Genomic DNA, 13,174 nt, shown 5'->3' on the forward strand with positions numbered 1-13,174 from the left:
CGGATGGGGGTTTTGTTGTTTCAGCGGTGGATCAGAATGCCGGCTTGATCGCGCCTTTGTACTTCTCTTCGATGAACTTCTTCACTTCAGGCGTGTGCAGGGCTGCAACCAGCTTCTTCACGGCGTCCGAGTCTTTGTTGTCTTCGCGGGTCACCAGGATGTTCACGTAAGGCGAGTCGCTGCCTTCGATGACCAGCGCATCCTTGGATGGGTCCAGCTTGGCTTCCAGCGCGTAGTTGGTGTTGATCAGCGCCAGGTCGACCTGGGTCAGCACGCGCGGCAGGGTGGCGGCTTCCAGTTCGCGGAATTTCAGGCTTTTAGGGTTGGCGGTGATGTCCTTGATGGTCGACAGGATGTTGGTCGGGTCCTTCAGGGTGATCAGGCCGTTCTTGGCCAGCAGCAGCAGGGCGCGGCCGCCGTTGGTGGCATCGTTCGGGATGACCACGTTGGCGCCGCTTGGCAGCTCGTCCAGCTTCTTGTACTTGCTGGAGTAGGCGCCCAGAGGTTCCAGGTGCACAGCGCCAACGCTCACCAGGTGAGTGCCCTTGGCCTTGTTGAACTCATCCAGGTACGGCTGGTGCTGGAAGAAGTTGGCGTCCAAGCGCTTTTCAGCGACTTGTACGTTCGGCTGCACGTAATCGGTGAAGACTTTGACCTGCAGGTCTACGCCTTCTTTGGCGAGGGCAGGTTTCACGAATTCCAGGATTTCCGCATGAGGCACCGGCGAAGCAGCGACCGTGATGGTCTCGGCGTGGGCGGAAAACGCGGCAACGGCGGCGAAAGCAACCAGTAGTTTTTTCATCCAACAAGCTCCTTGTTCGGGCATGTACCGGCGTGCGGCCGGCAATGGCCGTTATTTTCGAGAAAAGTGCACCACCAGCTTGTCGCCGACGGTTTGCAGAATTTGCACCAGGATCAGCAGCATCACTACGGTGACCACCATCACATCGGTCTGGAAACGCTGGTAACCGAAACGGATCGCCAGGTCACCGAGGCCTCCGGCACCGACCACACCGGCCATCGCCGTGTAGGACACCAGTGTAATCGCCGTCACCGTAATCGCTGCGAAAATGCCAGGACGGGCTTCGGGCAGCAAGGCGTTGGTAATGATCTGGCGTGTGCTGGCGCCCATGGATTGGGTGGCCTCGATGATGCCGCGGTCCACTTCACGCAGGGCGGTTTCCACCAGGCGCGCGAAGAACGGCGTTGCCCCCACGACCAGCGGCGGAATCGCACCCGCCACGCCCAGCGAAGTGCCGGTGATCAGGACGGTGAACGGGATCATCACGATCAACAGGATGATGAACGGCAGCGAGCGCAGGATGTTCACGATCAGCGACAGCAGCGCGTACAGGCCTTTCTGTTCGAACAGTTGGCGCGGGCTGGTCAGGAACAACAGCACGCCCAGCGGCAGGCCGAGCACCACGGTGAAGAACAGCGAGCCGAACAGCATGGTCATGGTGTCGCCGGTAGCGAGCCAGATTTCCGACCAGTCGATATTGGCGAAGAAACTCAACAGGACGTCCATTAGCGCAGGATCTCCATGTGGACGTCAGCGGCGGTGAAGCGCGCAAACGCGGCTTCCATGTCGCCACCGGTGACGGCGAGGGTCAATTGCCCGTAAGGGATGTCTTTGATGCGGTCGATACGACCGGCGAGGATGCTGTAGTCCACACCCGTTTCGCGGGCGACGGTGCCCAGCAACGGCGCGTAAGTCGCTTCGCCCTGGAATGTCAGGCGCACGATGCGGCCTGGCACATGGGCAAAGTCGTCGCGTTGCTCGTTTTCGTCGACCTGCTCGGACTCTTGCACGAAGCGCTTGGTGGTCGGGTGCTTGGGATGCAGGAACACATCGGCCACCGAGCCTTGCTCGACGATCACGCCCGCGTCCATTACGGCCACCTGGTCGCAGACGCGGCGGATCACGTCCATTTCATGGGTGATCAACACGATGGTCAGCTTCAACTCGCGGTTGATCTCGGCCAGCAGTTGCAGCACCGAGGCGGTGGTCTGCGGGTCAAGGGCGCTGGTGGCTTCGTCGCACAGCAGGATCTTCGGCTTGGTCGCCAGGGCGCGGGCGATGCCGACGCGTTGTTTCTGGCCACCGGACAACTGTGCCGGGTATTTCTTGGCGTGGTCCGACAAGCCCACGCGCGCCAGCAACTCCGCGACACGCAGGTCGATGTCCTTGCGCGACAATTCGCCGGCCAGGGTCAGTGGCAGTGCCACGTTATCGGCGACGGTCTTGGACGCCAGCAGGTTGAAGTGCTGGAAAATCATCCCGACCTGCTGGCGGAAACGGCGCAGGCCGTTGGCGTCCAAGGCGGTGACTTCTTCGCCGTCCACCGTGATCTGGCCGCCACTCGGTTCTTCGAGGCGGTTGATCAGGCGCAGCAGTGTACTTTTGCCCGCGCCGGAATGACCGATCAGACCAAACACCTGGCCGTTCTCGACGGTCAGGCTGGTGGGGTGCAGCGCGGGAATATCCCTACCGGCGACGCGGTAGGTTTTATGGACGTTTTGAAACTCGATCACGTAGCGAACCTTGTGGGGCGCATGGAAAAGGGATCAGCGGTTAGCCGGGCGCGCATTTTAGCCTGTCCGTATAGCGTTTCTTAGCATTTATTTCGCATTCATCCAGCGATTTGGCAATAACGCGATCAAAGGTCATAAAAAAGGAACGGCCCAAAACCCCATCAGTCACTACTTAAGCAATGCGATTCCCGGGTGCCGTGCCTGGGTCTGAATAAGGAGTTTTGACTGATGAGTACGAAAAAGCCAAAGAGCGAACTCGCCGGAACCGACACCCTGGACCGTAAGAACACCAATGCCAAGCTGGAGGCCTTGGAAGAATTCCGCTCTGACGCGACTGGCCAGGCCCTGCGTACCAACCAAGGTGTAAAGATTTCCGACAACCAGAACAGCTTGAAGGTCGGCGCGCGCGGGCCTTCGCTGCTCGAAGATTTCATCATGCGTGAAAAGATCACGCATTTTGACCATGAGCGCATCCCGGAGCGCATCGTGCATGCGCGCGGCACCGGTGCCCATGGTTACTTTCAGACCTATGAGAACCATTCGGCGCTGACCAAGGCCGGTTTCCTGCGTGATCCTGGGCACAAAACCCCGGTGTTCCTGCGCTTTTCCACTGTGCAAGGCCCGCGTGGCTCGGGTGATACGGTGCGCGACGTACGTGGTTTTGCCGTGAAGTTCTTCACCGACGAGGGCAACTTCGACCTGGTCGGTAACAACATGCCGGTGTTTTTCATTCAGGATGCGATCAAGTTTCCTGACTTTGTCCATGCGGTAAAACCTGAGCCCCACAACGAGATTCCTACCGGCGGTTCGGCCCACGATACGTTCTGGGACTTCGTGTCGCTGCAGCCGGAATCGGCGCATATGGTGATTTGGGCAATGTCCGACCGAGCGATTCCTAAAAGCCTACGGGCCATGCAAGGCTTTGGCGTACATACCTTTCGCTTCATCAACGCCGAAGGGACGTCCAACTTCGTTAAATTCCACTGGCGCCCTACTGCCGGCACCTGCTCGCTGGTGTGGGACGAAGCGCAAAAGCTCGCCGGTAAAGATACCGACTACCATCGCCGCGATCTCTGGGAAGCCATTGAGATGGGCGATTACCCCGAGTGGGAATTGGGCGTGCAGGTGATTCCTGAGGATAAGGAGCATGCGTTCGACTTCGACATCCTCGACCCGACCAAGCTCATCCCGGAAGAACTGGTGCCTATCACCCCGCTGGGCAAGATGGTGCTGAACCGCAACCCGGACAACTTCTTTGCTGAAGTCGAGCAAGTCGCCTTCTGCCCAGGCCACATCGTGCCGGGCATCGACTTCTCCAATGACCCTTTGCTACAAGGCCGTCTGTTTTCCTACACCGATACGCAGATCAGCCGACTCGGTGGCCCGAACTTTCATGAGCTGCCGATCAACCGTCCGGTGGCGCCTTTCCACAATGGCCAGCGCGATGCCATGCACCGCACCACTATCGACAAAGGGCGTGCGGCCTACGAGCCCAACTCCATCGATGGCGGCTGGCCCAAGGAAACCCCGCCTGCGGCGCAGGACGGCGGCTTCGAGTCGTACCATGAGCGTATCGACGCCCATAAGGTGCGTGAGCGTAGCGAGTCGTTCGGCGATCACTTTTCCCAGGCGCGGCTGTTTTTCCACAGCATGAGCAAGCATGAACAGGAACACATTATTGCGGCCTACAGCTTTGAGCTGGGCAAGGTTGAGCGTGAGTTCATTCGCGCGCGCCAGGTGAATGAGATCCTGGCCAACATTGACCTTGAACTGGCCAAGCGTGTGGCGCAAAACCTGGGCTTGCCGGTGCCGAAGAAAGGCACGGTGCCGGAGCGCAAGACGTCGCTGTCGCGCTCACCGGCCTTGAGCCAGGCGAACCTGTTGTCGGGCGACATCAAGACGCGCAAAGTGGCGATTCTCGCGGCTAACGGTGTGGATGGCGCGGCGATCGAGGCATTGAAGAAGGTGTTGAAGGCCGAAGGTGCCCACGCCAAATTGCTCGGGCCGACCTCGGCACCGGTCACCACGGCGGACGGCAAGAGTTTGCCGGTGGATGCGTCCATGGAGGGCTTGCCATCCGTGGCGTTCGACGCGGTGTTTGTACCCGGCGGCGCCAAGTCGGTAAAGGCGTTGAGCGAGGACGGCGTGGCGCTGCACTACCTGCTGGAGGCGTACAAGCATCTGAAGGCGATTGCGGTGGTGGGCGAGGCCAAGCAGTTGCTGGACCTGTTGAAGCTGGAAGTTGATGCGGGGTTGATCGTCGGTGGGGATGCCAAGGCATTGAAGGCGTTTGTGGCGGCGATTGCCCAGCATCGGGTCTGGGATCGGGAGCCGAAGGCCAAGGCGATTCCGGCTTAAGCGTTAAAAGGATCGCTCCCACTCGGTGGGAGCGATCATCTTTTCTTACTCCGCCTTGCGCGGAATCAGCACCACCTGCGCCGGAATCTTCTTCAAGATCTGCCGGTGAATCTTCAGGTCATACCCCGAATCAATTCGCTTCACCCGTTTGGTCAGCAACGTGGCCAGCCACGGGTAATCCTGGGTGCGCGGCGCCTGGATGGTCACATCGCACTGGTAATTCACCACGTCAGTGGCGATCGCATCCAGCTGATGGCGCAGTTCTTCAATATCGGTGAGGTTCAGCGCCACCGTGGTACTGGGCGCCGCCGGGTCGATGACCTTGGCGGCGGGCTTGGCTTCGGCGGCTTTCAGGGCGGCTTCGGCTTTATCCAGCTCGGCCTTGCGGGCGTGGGTGATGGCGCTGTTGACGCCGCCGGTCAGTGCGGGCGCCTTGGGCATCAGGGCGCGGGCGCGGCTCAGGGCGGTGGCGGCGGCGTTGACGTCACCCTTTTGCAGCACGATCTGGCTGCGCTGCAGGTAGGCTTCTGCCAATTGGCGCTGATAGTTTTCCAGCGCCGGGTCGTTGGGCGACTGGGCTTGCAGTGCCGCCAGCTGGTCTTCGGCGGTGGCCAACTCGCTGCTGGCCAGGTTTTGTTCCAGCTGCGCGATGGCCGCAGCGCGTGCGTCCGGGGCCTCGGGGGCGGCGGGCGGTGTGCTTTGACAGGCGCCCAGCAGCAAGGAAAATGCGGCAAGGAGCAGATAACGGGAGGTGAACGGCTTCATTCCTGCGACTCTCTATTTGCGCAAAAAGCGAGCAAGTCTACACCCCTCGACGGGGCAGGACAAAACTCAGCAGAAACAGGGCGGCGGCCGTGACCACAATCGATGGCCCCGCCGGCGTGTCCTTGAACCAGGACAGCGCCAGGCCCCCGCACACCGCAAGCATCCCCAGCAAACTTGCGCCGATGGCCATCTGCTCCGGCGAACGGGCATGGCGCTGGGCGGCGGCTGCGGGAATGATCAGCAGCGACGTGATCAACAATACGCCGACAATCTTCATCGCGACAGCAATCACCACGGCGATCAACAACATCAGGGCCATGCGCAGGCTCGGCACGGGCAAACCTTCCACCGTGGCCAGTTCTTCATGCACGGTGATTGCCAGCAGTGGGCGCCATAGGGCCACCAGCAAGACCAGCACGGCTGCGCTGCCGCCGAGAATCCAGGCCAGGTCGGTGGTGCTGATTGCCAGCAGGTCGCCAAAGAGGTAGGCCATCAGGTCGATGCGCACTTCATGCATGAAGCTCAGCACCACCAGGCCCAGGGACAGCGTGCTGGGCGCCAGGATACCCAACAAGGTGTCGGAGGCCAGCGGCTGGCGCTGTTGCAGGGTCACCAGCAGCACCGCCAGTAACAGACAGCCCACGGTCACGGCGATGGTCGGGCTGACATCCAGCAAGAAGCCCATGGCCACGCCCAAGAGCGCGGCATGTGACAACGTGTCGCCAAAATAGGCCATGCGCCGCCAGACCACGAACGAACCCAGTGGGCCCGCCACCAACGCCAAAGCCAAGCCTGCCAGCAGGGCGTAGAGCAGAAAATCAGCCATGCTTGCAGCTATCTCCATGAACGTGGGTATGAGGTGTGCCGGGATCGTCGACCACGGCGCCATGCAGGTCATGGGCGTGGTCGTGATGGTGGTGGTAGATCGCCAGGCTCTGGGCGTTCTTGCCGAACAGCTCGACGAAGGCCGGGTCGCCGCTGACTTGTTCCGGATGGCCGGAGCAGCACACGTGACGGTTGAGGCACACCACCTGGTCGGTGGTACTCATGACCAGGTGCAAATCGTGGGACACCATCAACACGCCGCAGCCATGGCGGTCGCGCAGGCGGGTGATCAGGCTGTACAGCTCGGCCTGGCCGGCGACGTCGACGCCTTGCACGGGCTCATCCAGCACCAACAGTTCCGGCTCGCGCAACAAGGCACGGCCCAGCAGCACGCGCTGCATTTCGCCGCCGGAGATGCTTTGCACCGGGCTGTCGATCACCTGTTCGGCGCCGACTTCCTTGAGCGCCGCTTGCGCACGGGCACGGTCCACACCCGGCACCAGGCGCAGGAAGCGCAACACGGACAGTGGCAGGGTCGGGTCCACGTGCAGCTTCTGCGGCATGTAGCCGACACGCAGCTTGGGCTTGCGCCACACACTGCCGGTGTCGGGCTTGAGCAGGCCGAGTACGGCGCGCACCAGGGTGGTCTTGCCGGCGCCGTTGGGGCCGATCAGGGTGACAATCTGCCCAGGCTCCACGCTTAGCGCGATGTTATCCAGCACGGCTTGCCCGGCGAACGTGACCCCGACCTGTTCCAGGCGGATTAACGCGTTGCTCATCAAGCCCCCTGGCAGCCCGCGCACAGGCCGACCACTTCGACCGTTTGCCCTTCGACCCGGAAACCGACGTCGGCAGAGCTCTTGATGATGGCGTCGCTGATACTTTTTTGTTCAAGCTCGATGGCGGCGTGGCACTCGCGGCAGATCAGGAACTGGCCCTGGTGCGCATGTTCCGGGTGGCTGCAGCCGACAAAGGCGTTCAGCGAGGCGATGCGGTGCACCAGGCCGTTTTCCAGCAGGAAATCCAGCGCGCGGTACACGGTCGGCGGCGCGGCGCGGCGGCCATCCTGCTCGCTGAGCACGCCCAGGATGTCGTAGGCGCCCAGCGGCTTATGGCTCTGCCACACCAACTCCAGCACGCGACGACGCAGGGCGGTCAGGCGCAGACCCTTCTGTGTGCACAGGGTATCGGCCTCCGACAGCGCGGTATGCACGCAGTGAGAGTGGTCGTGGGGACGGCTGGCAAGCGGTGTTTTAGGCATGAGCGGCGACAGACATTTGATAGAGACGTTATTATGTTACCCGTTCCTACGCCATTGAGTGGTCATCGTGTCCCGACTTTTTCCCGTTTTTGTCGTATTTGTCACCAGTTTGTTCGTCGCGAGCGCCGCTCAGGCCGAGGTCAAGGTGCTGACCAGCATCAAACCGTTGCAGTTGATCGCCGCGGCTGTGCAGGACGGTGTGGCAGTTCCCGAGGTGTTATTGCCGCCGGGTGCGTCGCCGCATAACTATGCGCTGCGTCCATCCGACGTACGGCGCGTGCAGTCGGTGGACCTGCTGTACTGGATCGGCCCGGATATGGAGAGCTTCCTGCCGCGCGTGCTGAAAGGTCGTACGGCTGCGACGGTGGCAGTGCAGGACCTGCCAGGCATGAAGTTGCGTCGTTTTGCCGAAGATAGCCACTCACACGCCGATGAAGCCGACGAGCATGACCACGATCACCGCCCAGGCAGCCTGGATGCGCATCTGTGGCTGTCGACGGTGAACGCTCGGGTGATTGCGGCGCGCATGGCGGCTGACCTGGCTGCCGCCGACCCGGTCAATGCTGCGCGTTACCAGAGCAACGTGAAGGCCTTCAATGAGCGCCTGGATGCCCTGGATGCTCGCCTGAAAGCCCGCCTGGCGCCGATTGATGGCAAACCTTACTTTGTCTTTCACGAAGCCTTCGACTACTTCGAAGACGCCTACGGCCTCAAGCACACCGGCGTGTTCAGCGTGGCTGCTGAGGTTCAACCTGGCGCCCAGCATGTGGCGGCGATGCGTACGCGCTTGCAGGAAGTGGGCAAGACTTGCGTGTTCAGCGAGCCGCCGTTGCGTCCGCGTCTGGCTGAAACGCTGGTCTCCGGTTTGCCGGTGAAGCTGGCGGAGTTGGATGCGCTGGGTGGTTACATCCCGGCTACCGCTCAGGGTTATGAGCAGGTGTTGGAGAAGTTGGGCAATGACTTGGCGGGTTGCCTGGAGTCCTTGTAGAAGCCGGCAAGCCGGCTCCTGCAAAGGTTAGAGTGCGAAGGGCAGGTGCACGGTAACCTGCTGACGCTGCACCAACCGATGCTCGAACTCCGCCGGGTCATGGATCAACACGTCCTGCCCGGCGAACGATTCAGCCGCGATCAGGCGTGACAACCAGAACCGTACACAGGCCACGCGCAGCATCGTCGGCCACAACTCGGCTTCCTTGGCGGTAAACGGCCGCAGGCTCGCATAAGCCCCCAGCAATGCCCGTGCGCGTTGCCCATCGATCACGCCGTCCGCGTCTGAGCACCAGTCATTCAGCGCGATCGCCACGTCGTACAGCATCGGACCGGAGCAGGCGTTGTAGAAGTCAATCAAGCCTGTAAGGTGCGTGCCTTCGAACATCGCGTTGTCGCGGAACAGGTCGGCGTGCACGTTGGCGCGTGGCAGCGCGAGGATCTCAGCCTTGTGGGCTGCGATCTCGGTCAGTGCATCCTGCAGCAGGCGTTGTTGTGCGTCGTTCAAGTGCGAAATCAACTGCCCGCCTTCGCTGAGCATCCAGTCCAGGCCGCGATCGGTCTTGCGCTCCAACACCTTTTCACCTTGGGTTGCCAGGTGCAGATGGCCCAGCAGATCACCGACCTGGGCGCAGTGCTGGGCGTTGGCTTCCTTGATGTGCTTGCCGGCCAGGCGCGGTTGCAGCAGCGCTGGTTTGCCTTTCAGCTCGCGCAGGGCCACGCCATCAGTAGTGCGCAGCGCGTAGGGCACGGGCAGGTCGGCGTCGTGGAGCACGTCGAGCAGTTCGATGAAGAACGGCATTTCCGCGACCGGGCCACGTTCGACCAGGGTCAGGACGAACTCGCCCTGCTCCAGGCTGATAAAGAAATTGGTGTTTTCACTACCGGCGGCAATCCCCTGGAAGTCGATCAGGCGGCCGAGGCCGTAAGGGGCGAGAAAGGTTTCCAGCTCGGGCCGAGCCAGGGGGGTGAACACAGACATGGTTAAAACTGCCAGTACGGGCGCCGCAGTGCGCGGCGCCAATTTAAGTTAAGAAATCATTTCCATTCGAAAATCTTCCATGACGGGATCAGCATATCCGGCTGGTCAGAGCGGATGAAGTTCGCGTCGGTTCCGTCTGCGCGCACCAGGAAGTACGGAGGCGCGCCCTTCGGCGTTACCTTGATCGCATACAGGAAGCCGTTTTGGCGGTACTCCTGGATGGTCTTGTCGCCTTCCGTGCGAATGGTCACTTCCGGATCGCCCCCAGGGGCGCTGTCTGCCGCCATGGCAGCCATCGGAGCGAGTGCAATCAAGCCGGTGAACAGCAGGCGATTGAATGTACGCATGATAACCTTGTCCCTTTGTCGTCATTGGTCCGGCTATTCTAGCGCCTGACCCGCCGAAAAGGTTGATTCTGCTCATGAGCCAAGCACCCCTCGTCCTGGTGGACGGTTCTTCTTATCTGTACCGCGCCTTCCACGCGTTGCCACCGCTGACCACCTCCAAAGGCCTGCCCACCGGTGCGGTCAAGGGCGTGTTGAACATGCTCAAAAGCCTGCGCAAGCAGTATCCGGGCAGCCCGTTCGCGGTGGTGTTCGACGCCAAGGGTGGGACCTTTCGCGATGACATGTACGCCGAATACAAGGCCAACCGCCCGAGCATGCCCGATGACATGCGCCTGCAGATCGAGCCCCTGCACCAGAGTGTGATCGCCCTGGGTTTCCCGTTGCTCTGCGTCGAAGGCGTCGAGGCCGATGATGTGATCGGTACCCTGGCCCGCAGCAGCGCGGCGGCCAACCGCCCGGTGGTGATCTCGACCGGTGACAAGGACATGGCGCAGCTGGTCGACGGGCACATTACCTTGGTCAACACCATGACCGGTAGTTCGATGGATATCGACGGCGTAAAGGAGAAATTCGGCGTCGCACCGGAGCAGATTATCGACTACCTGGCGCTGATGGGCGATTCGTCCGACAACATTCCAGGCGTTCCGGGCATTGGTCCCAAGACTGCTTCCGGCTTGCTCGTCGGCGTGAACGGCGGCATCAAAGAGCTCTATGAGCAGCTGGATATCGTGCCGACCCTGCCTATCCGTGGCGCCAAAACCCTGCCGGCCAAGTTGGAAGAGCATCGCGAGAGTGCATTTCTTTCCTACCAGTTGGCGACGATCAAGTGCGATGTGCCATTGGATGTCGGCCTGGATGACCTGCACCTGATCGAGCCGGATCGCGAGAAGCTGCTGGAGTTGTACACCCTGCTGGAGTTCAAGAGCTGGTTTGATGAAATACAGCGTGACGCCAAGCGTGTGGAGCTCAAGGCGGCGCCTGCTGTTGAGGAAGTCGTTGAGGCAGTGGCGCCAGCAGAGGCGAGCTACACCACGATTCTCGACCAGGCGACCTTCGACATCTGGTTAAAGAAGCTCAATGACGCGAAGTTGATCGCCTTCGACACCGAAACCACCGGTATTGACGCCCAACAGGCGCAGTTGGTCGGCGTTTCCTTCGCCGTCCAGCCCCATGAAGCGGCCTACATCCCGCTGACCCACTCCTACATCGGCGCGCCGGAGCAGTTGGATCGCGACACCGTGCTGCTGGCCCTCAAGCCGCTGCTGGAAGACCCGAGCAAGCTCAAGGTCGGCCAGCACGCCAAGTTCGACATGAACATCCTGGCCAACTGTGCCATCGGTGGCGATCCGGCAAATGGCATTACCGTGCGCGGCATCGCCTTCGACACCATGCTTGAATCCTATGTGCTCAATTCCACGGCCACCCGCCACGACATGGACAGCCTGGCCAAGAAGTACCTGGACTACGACACCGTCGCCTTCCAGGACATCGCAGGCAAAGGCGCCAAGCAGCTGACGTTCGACCAGATCGCGCTGGAGCAGGCTGGCCCATATGCGGCGGAAGACGCCGATATCACCTTGCGCCTGCACCAGGCGCTGTTTGCACAACTGTCCGCCATCCCGAGCCTGGCGAGCGTGCTCACGGATATCGAAATTCCGTTGGTGCCGGTATTGGCGCGTATCGAACGCCAGGGCGCGCTGGTCGACAAGGATCTGCTGGGCATCCAGAGCATCGAGCTGGGCAACAAGATGGTTGAGCTGGAACGCCAGGCGTTCGAGATCGCCGGCGAGGAGTTCAACCTGGGCTCGCCCAAGCAGCTCGGCGCGATCCTTTACGAGAAACTCGGCCTGCCGGTACTGAAGAAAACCGGCAAGGGCCAGGCCTCCACAGCCGAAGAAGTGCTGGCCAAGCTGGCTGAAGATGACTACCCACTGCCCAAGGTGCTGATGCAGTACCGCAGCATGAGCAAGCTGAAAAGCACCTACACCGATCGCCTGCCGGAGCAGATCAACCCGCGCACCGGGCGCATCCACACGTCCTATCACCAGGCGGTGGCGGCCACCGGGCGCTTGTCGTCCAGTGATCCGAACCTGCAGAACATCCCGGTGCGTACCGCCGAAGGTCGAAGGATCCGCCAGGCGTTCGTCGCGCCCCAGGGCTACAAAATGTTGGCGGCGGACTACTCGCAGATCGAGCTGCGGATCATGGCGCACCTGTCCAAGGACGAAGGCCTGATGAACGCCTTCCGCGACAACCTGGATGTGCACACCGCTACGGCGGCAGAAGTGTTCAAGGTCGAGCTGGGCGAGGTCACCTCGGATCAGCGTCGCAGCGCCAAGGCGATCAACTTCGGCCTGATCTACGGCATGGGCGCGCAGAAGCTGGGCAAGGACATTGGCGTCGATACCAAGACGGCCAAGGCGTATATCGATGTGTATTTCGCCCGTTATCCCGGCGTGCGCGAATACATGGAGCGCACCCGTGCCCAGGCGGCTGATCAAGGCTATGTCGAGACGTTCTTCGGCCGTCGCCTGTACTTGCCGGATATCAACTCCAACAAGCCCCAGGAGCGCGCAGCGGCAGAACGTACCGCGATCAACGCGCCGATGCAGGGTACGGCGGCGGATATCATCAAGAAGGCCATGGTGCGCGTGGATAACTGGCTGACTGAGTCAGGCCTGGATGCCAAGGTGATCCTGCAGGTGCACGATGAACTGGTGCTGGAGGTGCGTGAGGACCTGGTGGCGCAAGTCAGCGAGAAGATTCGCGAACACATGAGCGCTGCCGCACAGCTGGATGTACCGCTGCTGGTGGAAGTGGGCGTGGGCAACAACTGGGACGAAGCGCACTGAGTCCGGGACTCTGCCATCACCTTGCGTGGTGGCAGAGTGCTTTAGTGCGGAAATCGCCGTTGGTTATTTCAAATAGTTTTTCGAACCTGCCGGAACTTAACCCGTGAACTGCTACTCAGAGTTACTGAATGGGTGGTGAAGCCCTTCAATGCTCCTATGTTGTGTTAAGTGTTGGCAGATATCTGGACCCCGCCCTAGCGGTCCGGAACTTGAACCCCGAACTTCCCCTCCCCATACGAAGTCCGGGGTTTTTTTTGCCTGC

At 61.2% G+C, this 13,174-nt stretch carries 12 protein-coding genes; 3 read left to right on the plus strand and 9 right to left on the minus strand.

Translation table 11 applies throughout. From position 1 onward, the window contains the following. Nucleotides 1–31: 31 nt before the first annotated feature. Genes ACP7BX_RS09715 through ACP7BX_RS09725 form a run of 3 tightly spaced genes read right to left on the minus strand, consistent with a single transcriptional unit; the run spans nucleotide 32 to nucleotide 2,535 of the window. The gene (locus ACP7BX_RS09715; protein ID WP_033899227.1) at nucleotides 32–802 is read right to left on the minus strand and encodes a MetQ/NlpA family ABC transporter substrate-binding protein; all 771 of its coding nucleotides are present in this window, start codon (nucleotides 800–802) and stop codon (nucleotides 32–34) included. Between the two features lie 51 nt (nucleotides 803–853). After that, complete coding sequence (locus ACP7BX_RS09720) at nucleotides 854–1,528, minus strand: methionine ABC transporter permease (RefSeq protein ID WP_010207814.1); 675 nt, start codon at nucleotides 1,526–1,528, stop codon at nucleotides 854–856. Continuing rightward, nucleotides 1,528–2,535 carry a methionine ABC transporter ATP-binding protein gene (locus tag ACP7BX_RS09725; protein ID WP_016978781.1) on the minus strand — a complete coding sequence of 336 codons (1,008 nt, stop codon included), beginning with the start codon at nucleotides 2,533–2,535 and terminating at the stop codon, nucleotides 1,528–1,530. The genes ACP7BX_RS09720 and ACP7BX_RS09725 overlap by 1 nt, the downstream gene beginning before the upstream one ends. A 228-nt stretch (nucleotides 2,536–2,763) precedes the next feature. Between ACP7BX_RS09725 and katE the strand changes: the two genes are divergently transcribed. Next, nucleotides 2,764–4,893, plus strand: a complete 2,130-nt coding sequence (gene katE / locus ACP7BX_RS09730; protein WP_314527292.1) for a catalase HPII — start codon at nucleotides 2,764–2,766, stop codon at nucleotides 4,891–4,893. A 45-nt stretch (nucleotides 4,894–4,938) separates the two neighbouring features. On the opposite strand, the gene ACP7BX_RS09735 is transcribed toward katE, so the two are convergent. The 4 genes from ACP7BX_RS09735 to ACP7BX_RS09750 are packed head-to-tail and all read right to left on the minus strand — an operon-like array spanning nucleotide 4,939 to nucleotide 7,744. Then, a complete protein-coding gene (locus ACP7BX_RS09735; RefSeq protein WP_033899234.1) occupies nucleotides 4,939–5,658 on the minus strand; it encodes a PA5502 family lipoprotein in 720 nt (239 codons plus the stop codon). A 37-nt stretch (nucleotides 5,659–5,695) separates the two neighbouring features. Next, nucleotides 5,696–6,484 carry a zinc ABC transporter permease subunit ZnuB gene (znuB, locus tag ACP7BX_RS09740; RefSeq protein WP_010207821.1) on the minus strand — a complete coding sequence of 263 codons (789 nt, stop codon included), beginning with the start codon at nucleotides 6,482–6,484 and terminating at the stop codon, nucleotides 5,696–5,698. Beyond that, nucleotides 6,477–7,262, minus strand: coding sequence for a zinc ABC transporter ATP-binding protein ZnuC (gene znuC / locus ACP7BX_RS09745; RefSeq protein ID WP_426126880.1), 786 nt, complete (start codon nucleotides 7,260–7,262; stop codon nucleotides 6,477–6,479). Before znuC ends, znuB begins: the two co-directional genes overlap by 8 nt. After that, nucleotides 7,262–7,744 (minus strand): Fur family transcriptional regulator, encoded by a 483-nt coding sequence (locus ACP7BX_RS09750; protein ID WP_028618648.1) that lies wholly within the window; start codon nucleotides 7,742–7,744, stop codon nucleotides 7,262–7,264. The genes znuC and ACP7BX_RS09750 overlap by 1 nt, the downstream gene beginning before the upstream one ends. Nucleotides 7,745–7,802: 58 nt before the next feature. On the opposite strand from ACP7BX_RS09750, the gene znuA reads away from it, so the two are divergent. Then, complete coding sequence (gene znuA, locus ACP7BX_RS09755; RefSeq protein WP_426126878.1) at nucleotides 7,803–8,732, plus strand: zinc ABC transporter substrate-binding protein ZnuA; 930 nt, start codon at nucleotides 7,803–7,805, stop codon at nucleotides 8,730–8,732. Nucleotides 8,733–8,759: 27 nt separating this feature from the next. Here the strand turns inward: znuA and ACP7BX_RS09760 are convergent, their stop codons facing one another. Together ACP7BX_RS09760 and ACP7BX_RS09765 are read right to left on the minus strand one after the other, a co-directional pair. After that, nucleotides 8,760–9,713: a homoserine kinase gene (locus ACP7BX_RS09760; protein WP_426126876.1), complete on the minus strand. Its 954-nt coding sequence runs from the start codon at nucleotides 9,711–9,713 to the stop codon at nucleotides 8,760–8,762. A gap of 56 nt (nucleotides 9,714–9,769) precedes the next feature. Next, complete coding sequence (locus tag ACP7BX_RS09765) at nucleotides 9,770–10,060, minus strand: DUF2782 domain-containing protein (RefSeq protein WP_038851128.1); 291 nt, start codon at nucleotides 10,058–10,060, stop codon at nucleotides 9,770–9,772. A 74-nt stretch (nucleotides 10,061–10,134) separates the two neighbouring features. Here ACP7BX_RS09765 and polA point away from each other — a divergent pair, with 74 nt between their 5' ends. Next, complete coding sequence (gene polA / locus ACP7BX_RS09770) at nucleotides 10,135–12,912, plus strand: DNA polymerase I (protein ID WP_426126874.1); 2,778 nt, start codon at nucleotides 10,135–10,137, stop codon at nucleotides 12,910–12,912. Nucleotides 12,913–13,174: the final 262 nt, after the last annotated feature.

Origin of the sequence: Pseudomonas sp. DWP3-1-3b3 (assembly GCF_049896305.1) — a bacterium.
Taxonomy (GTDB): domain Bacteria; phylum Pseudomonadota; class Gammaproteobacteria; order Pseudomonadales; family Pseudomonadaceae; genus Aquipseudomonas; species Aquipseudomonas azotoformans_A.

Excerpts from the sequence above, each read along its gene's own strand:
- ACP7BX_RS09715 (WP_033899227.1), bottom strand. The coding sequence starts at position 802 with ATGAAAAAACTACTGGTTGCTTTCGCCGCCGTTGCCGCGTTTTCCGCC.
- ACP7BX_RS09720 (WP_010207814.1), bottom strand. The coding sequence starts at position 1,528 with ATGGACGTCCTGTTGAGTTTCTTCGCCAATATCGACTGGTCGGAAATC.
- znuB (WP_010207821.1), bottom strand. The coding sequence starts at position 6,484 with ATGGCTGATTTTCTGCTCTACGCCCTGCTGGCAGGCTTGGCTTTGGCG.
- ACP7BX_RS09760 (WP_426126876.1), bottom strand. The coding sequence starts at position 9,713 with ATGTCTGTGTTCACCCCCCTGGCTCGGCCCGAGCTGGAAACCTTTCTC.
- polA (WP_426126874.1), top strand. The coding sequence starts at position 10,135 with ATGAGCCAAGCACCCCTCGTCCTGGTGGACGGTTCTTCTTATCTGTAC.
- katE (WP_314527292.1), top strand. The coding sequence starts at position 2,764 with ATGAGTACGAAAAAGCCAAAGAGCGAACTCGCCGGAACCGACACCCTG.
- znuC (WP_426126880.1), bottom strand. The coding sequence starts at position 7,262 with ATGAGCAACGCGTTAATCCGCCTGGAACAGGTCGGGGTCACGTTCGCC.
- ACP7BX_RS09765 (WP_038851128.1), bottom strand. The coding sequence starts at position 10,060 with ATGCGTACATTCAATCGCCTGCTGTTCACCGGCTTGATTGCACTCGCT.
- ACP7BX_RS09750 (WP_028618648.1), bottom strand. The coding sequence starts at position 7,744 with ATGCCTAAAACACCGCTTGCCAGCCGTCCCCACGACCACTCTCACTGC.
- ACP7BX_RS09735 (WP_033899234.1), bottom strand. The coding sequence starts at position 5,658 with ATGAAGCCGTTCACCTCCCGTTATCTGCTCCTTGCCGCATTTTCCTTG.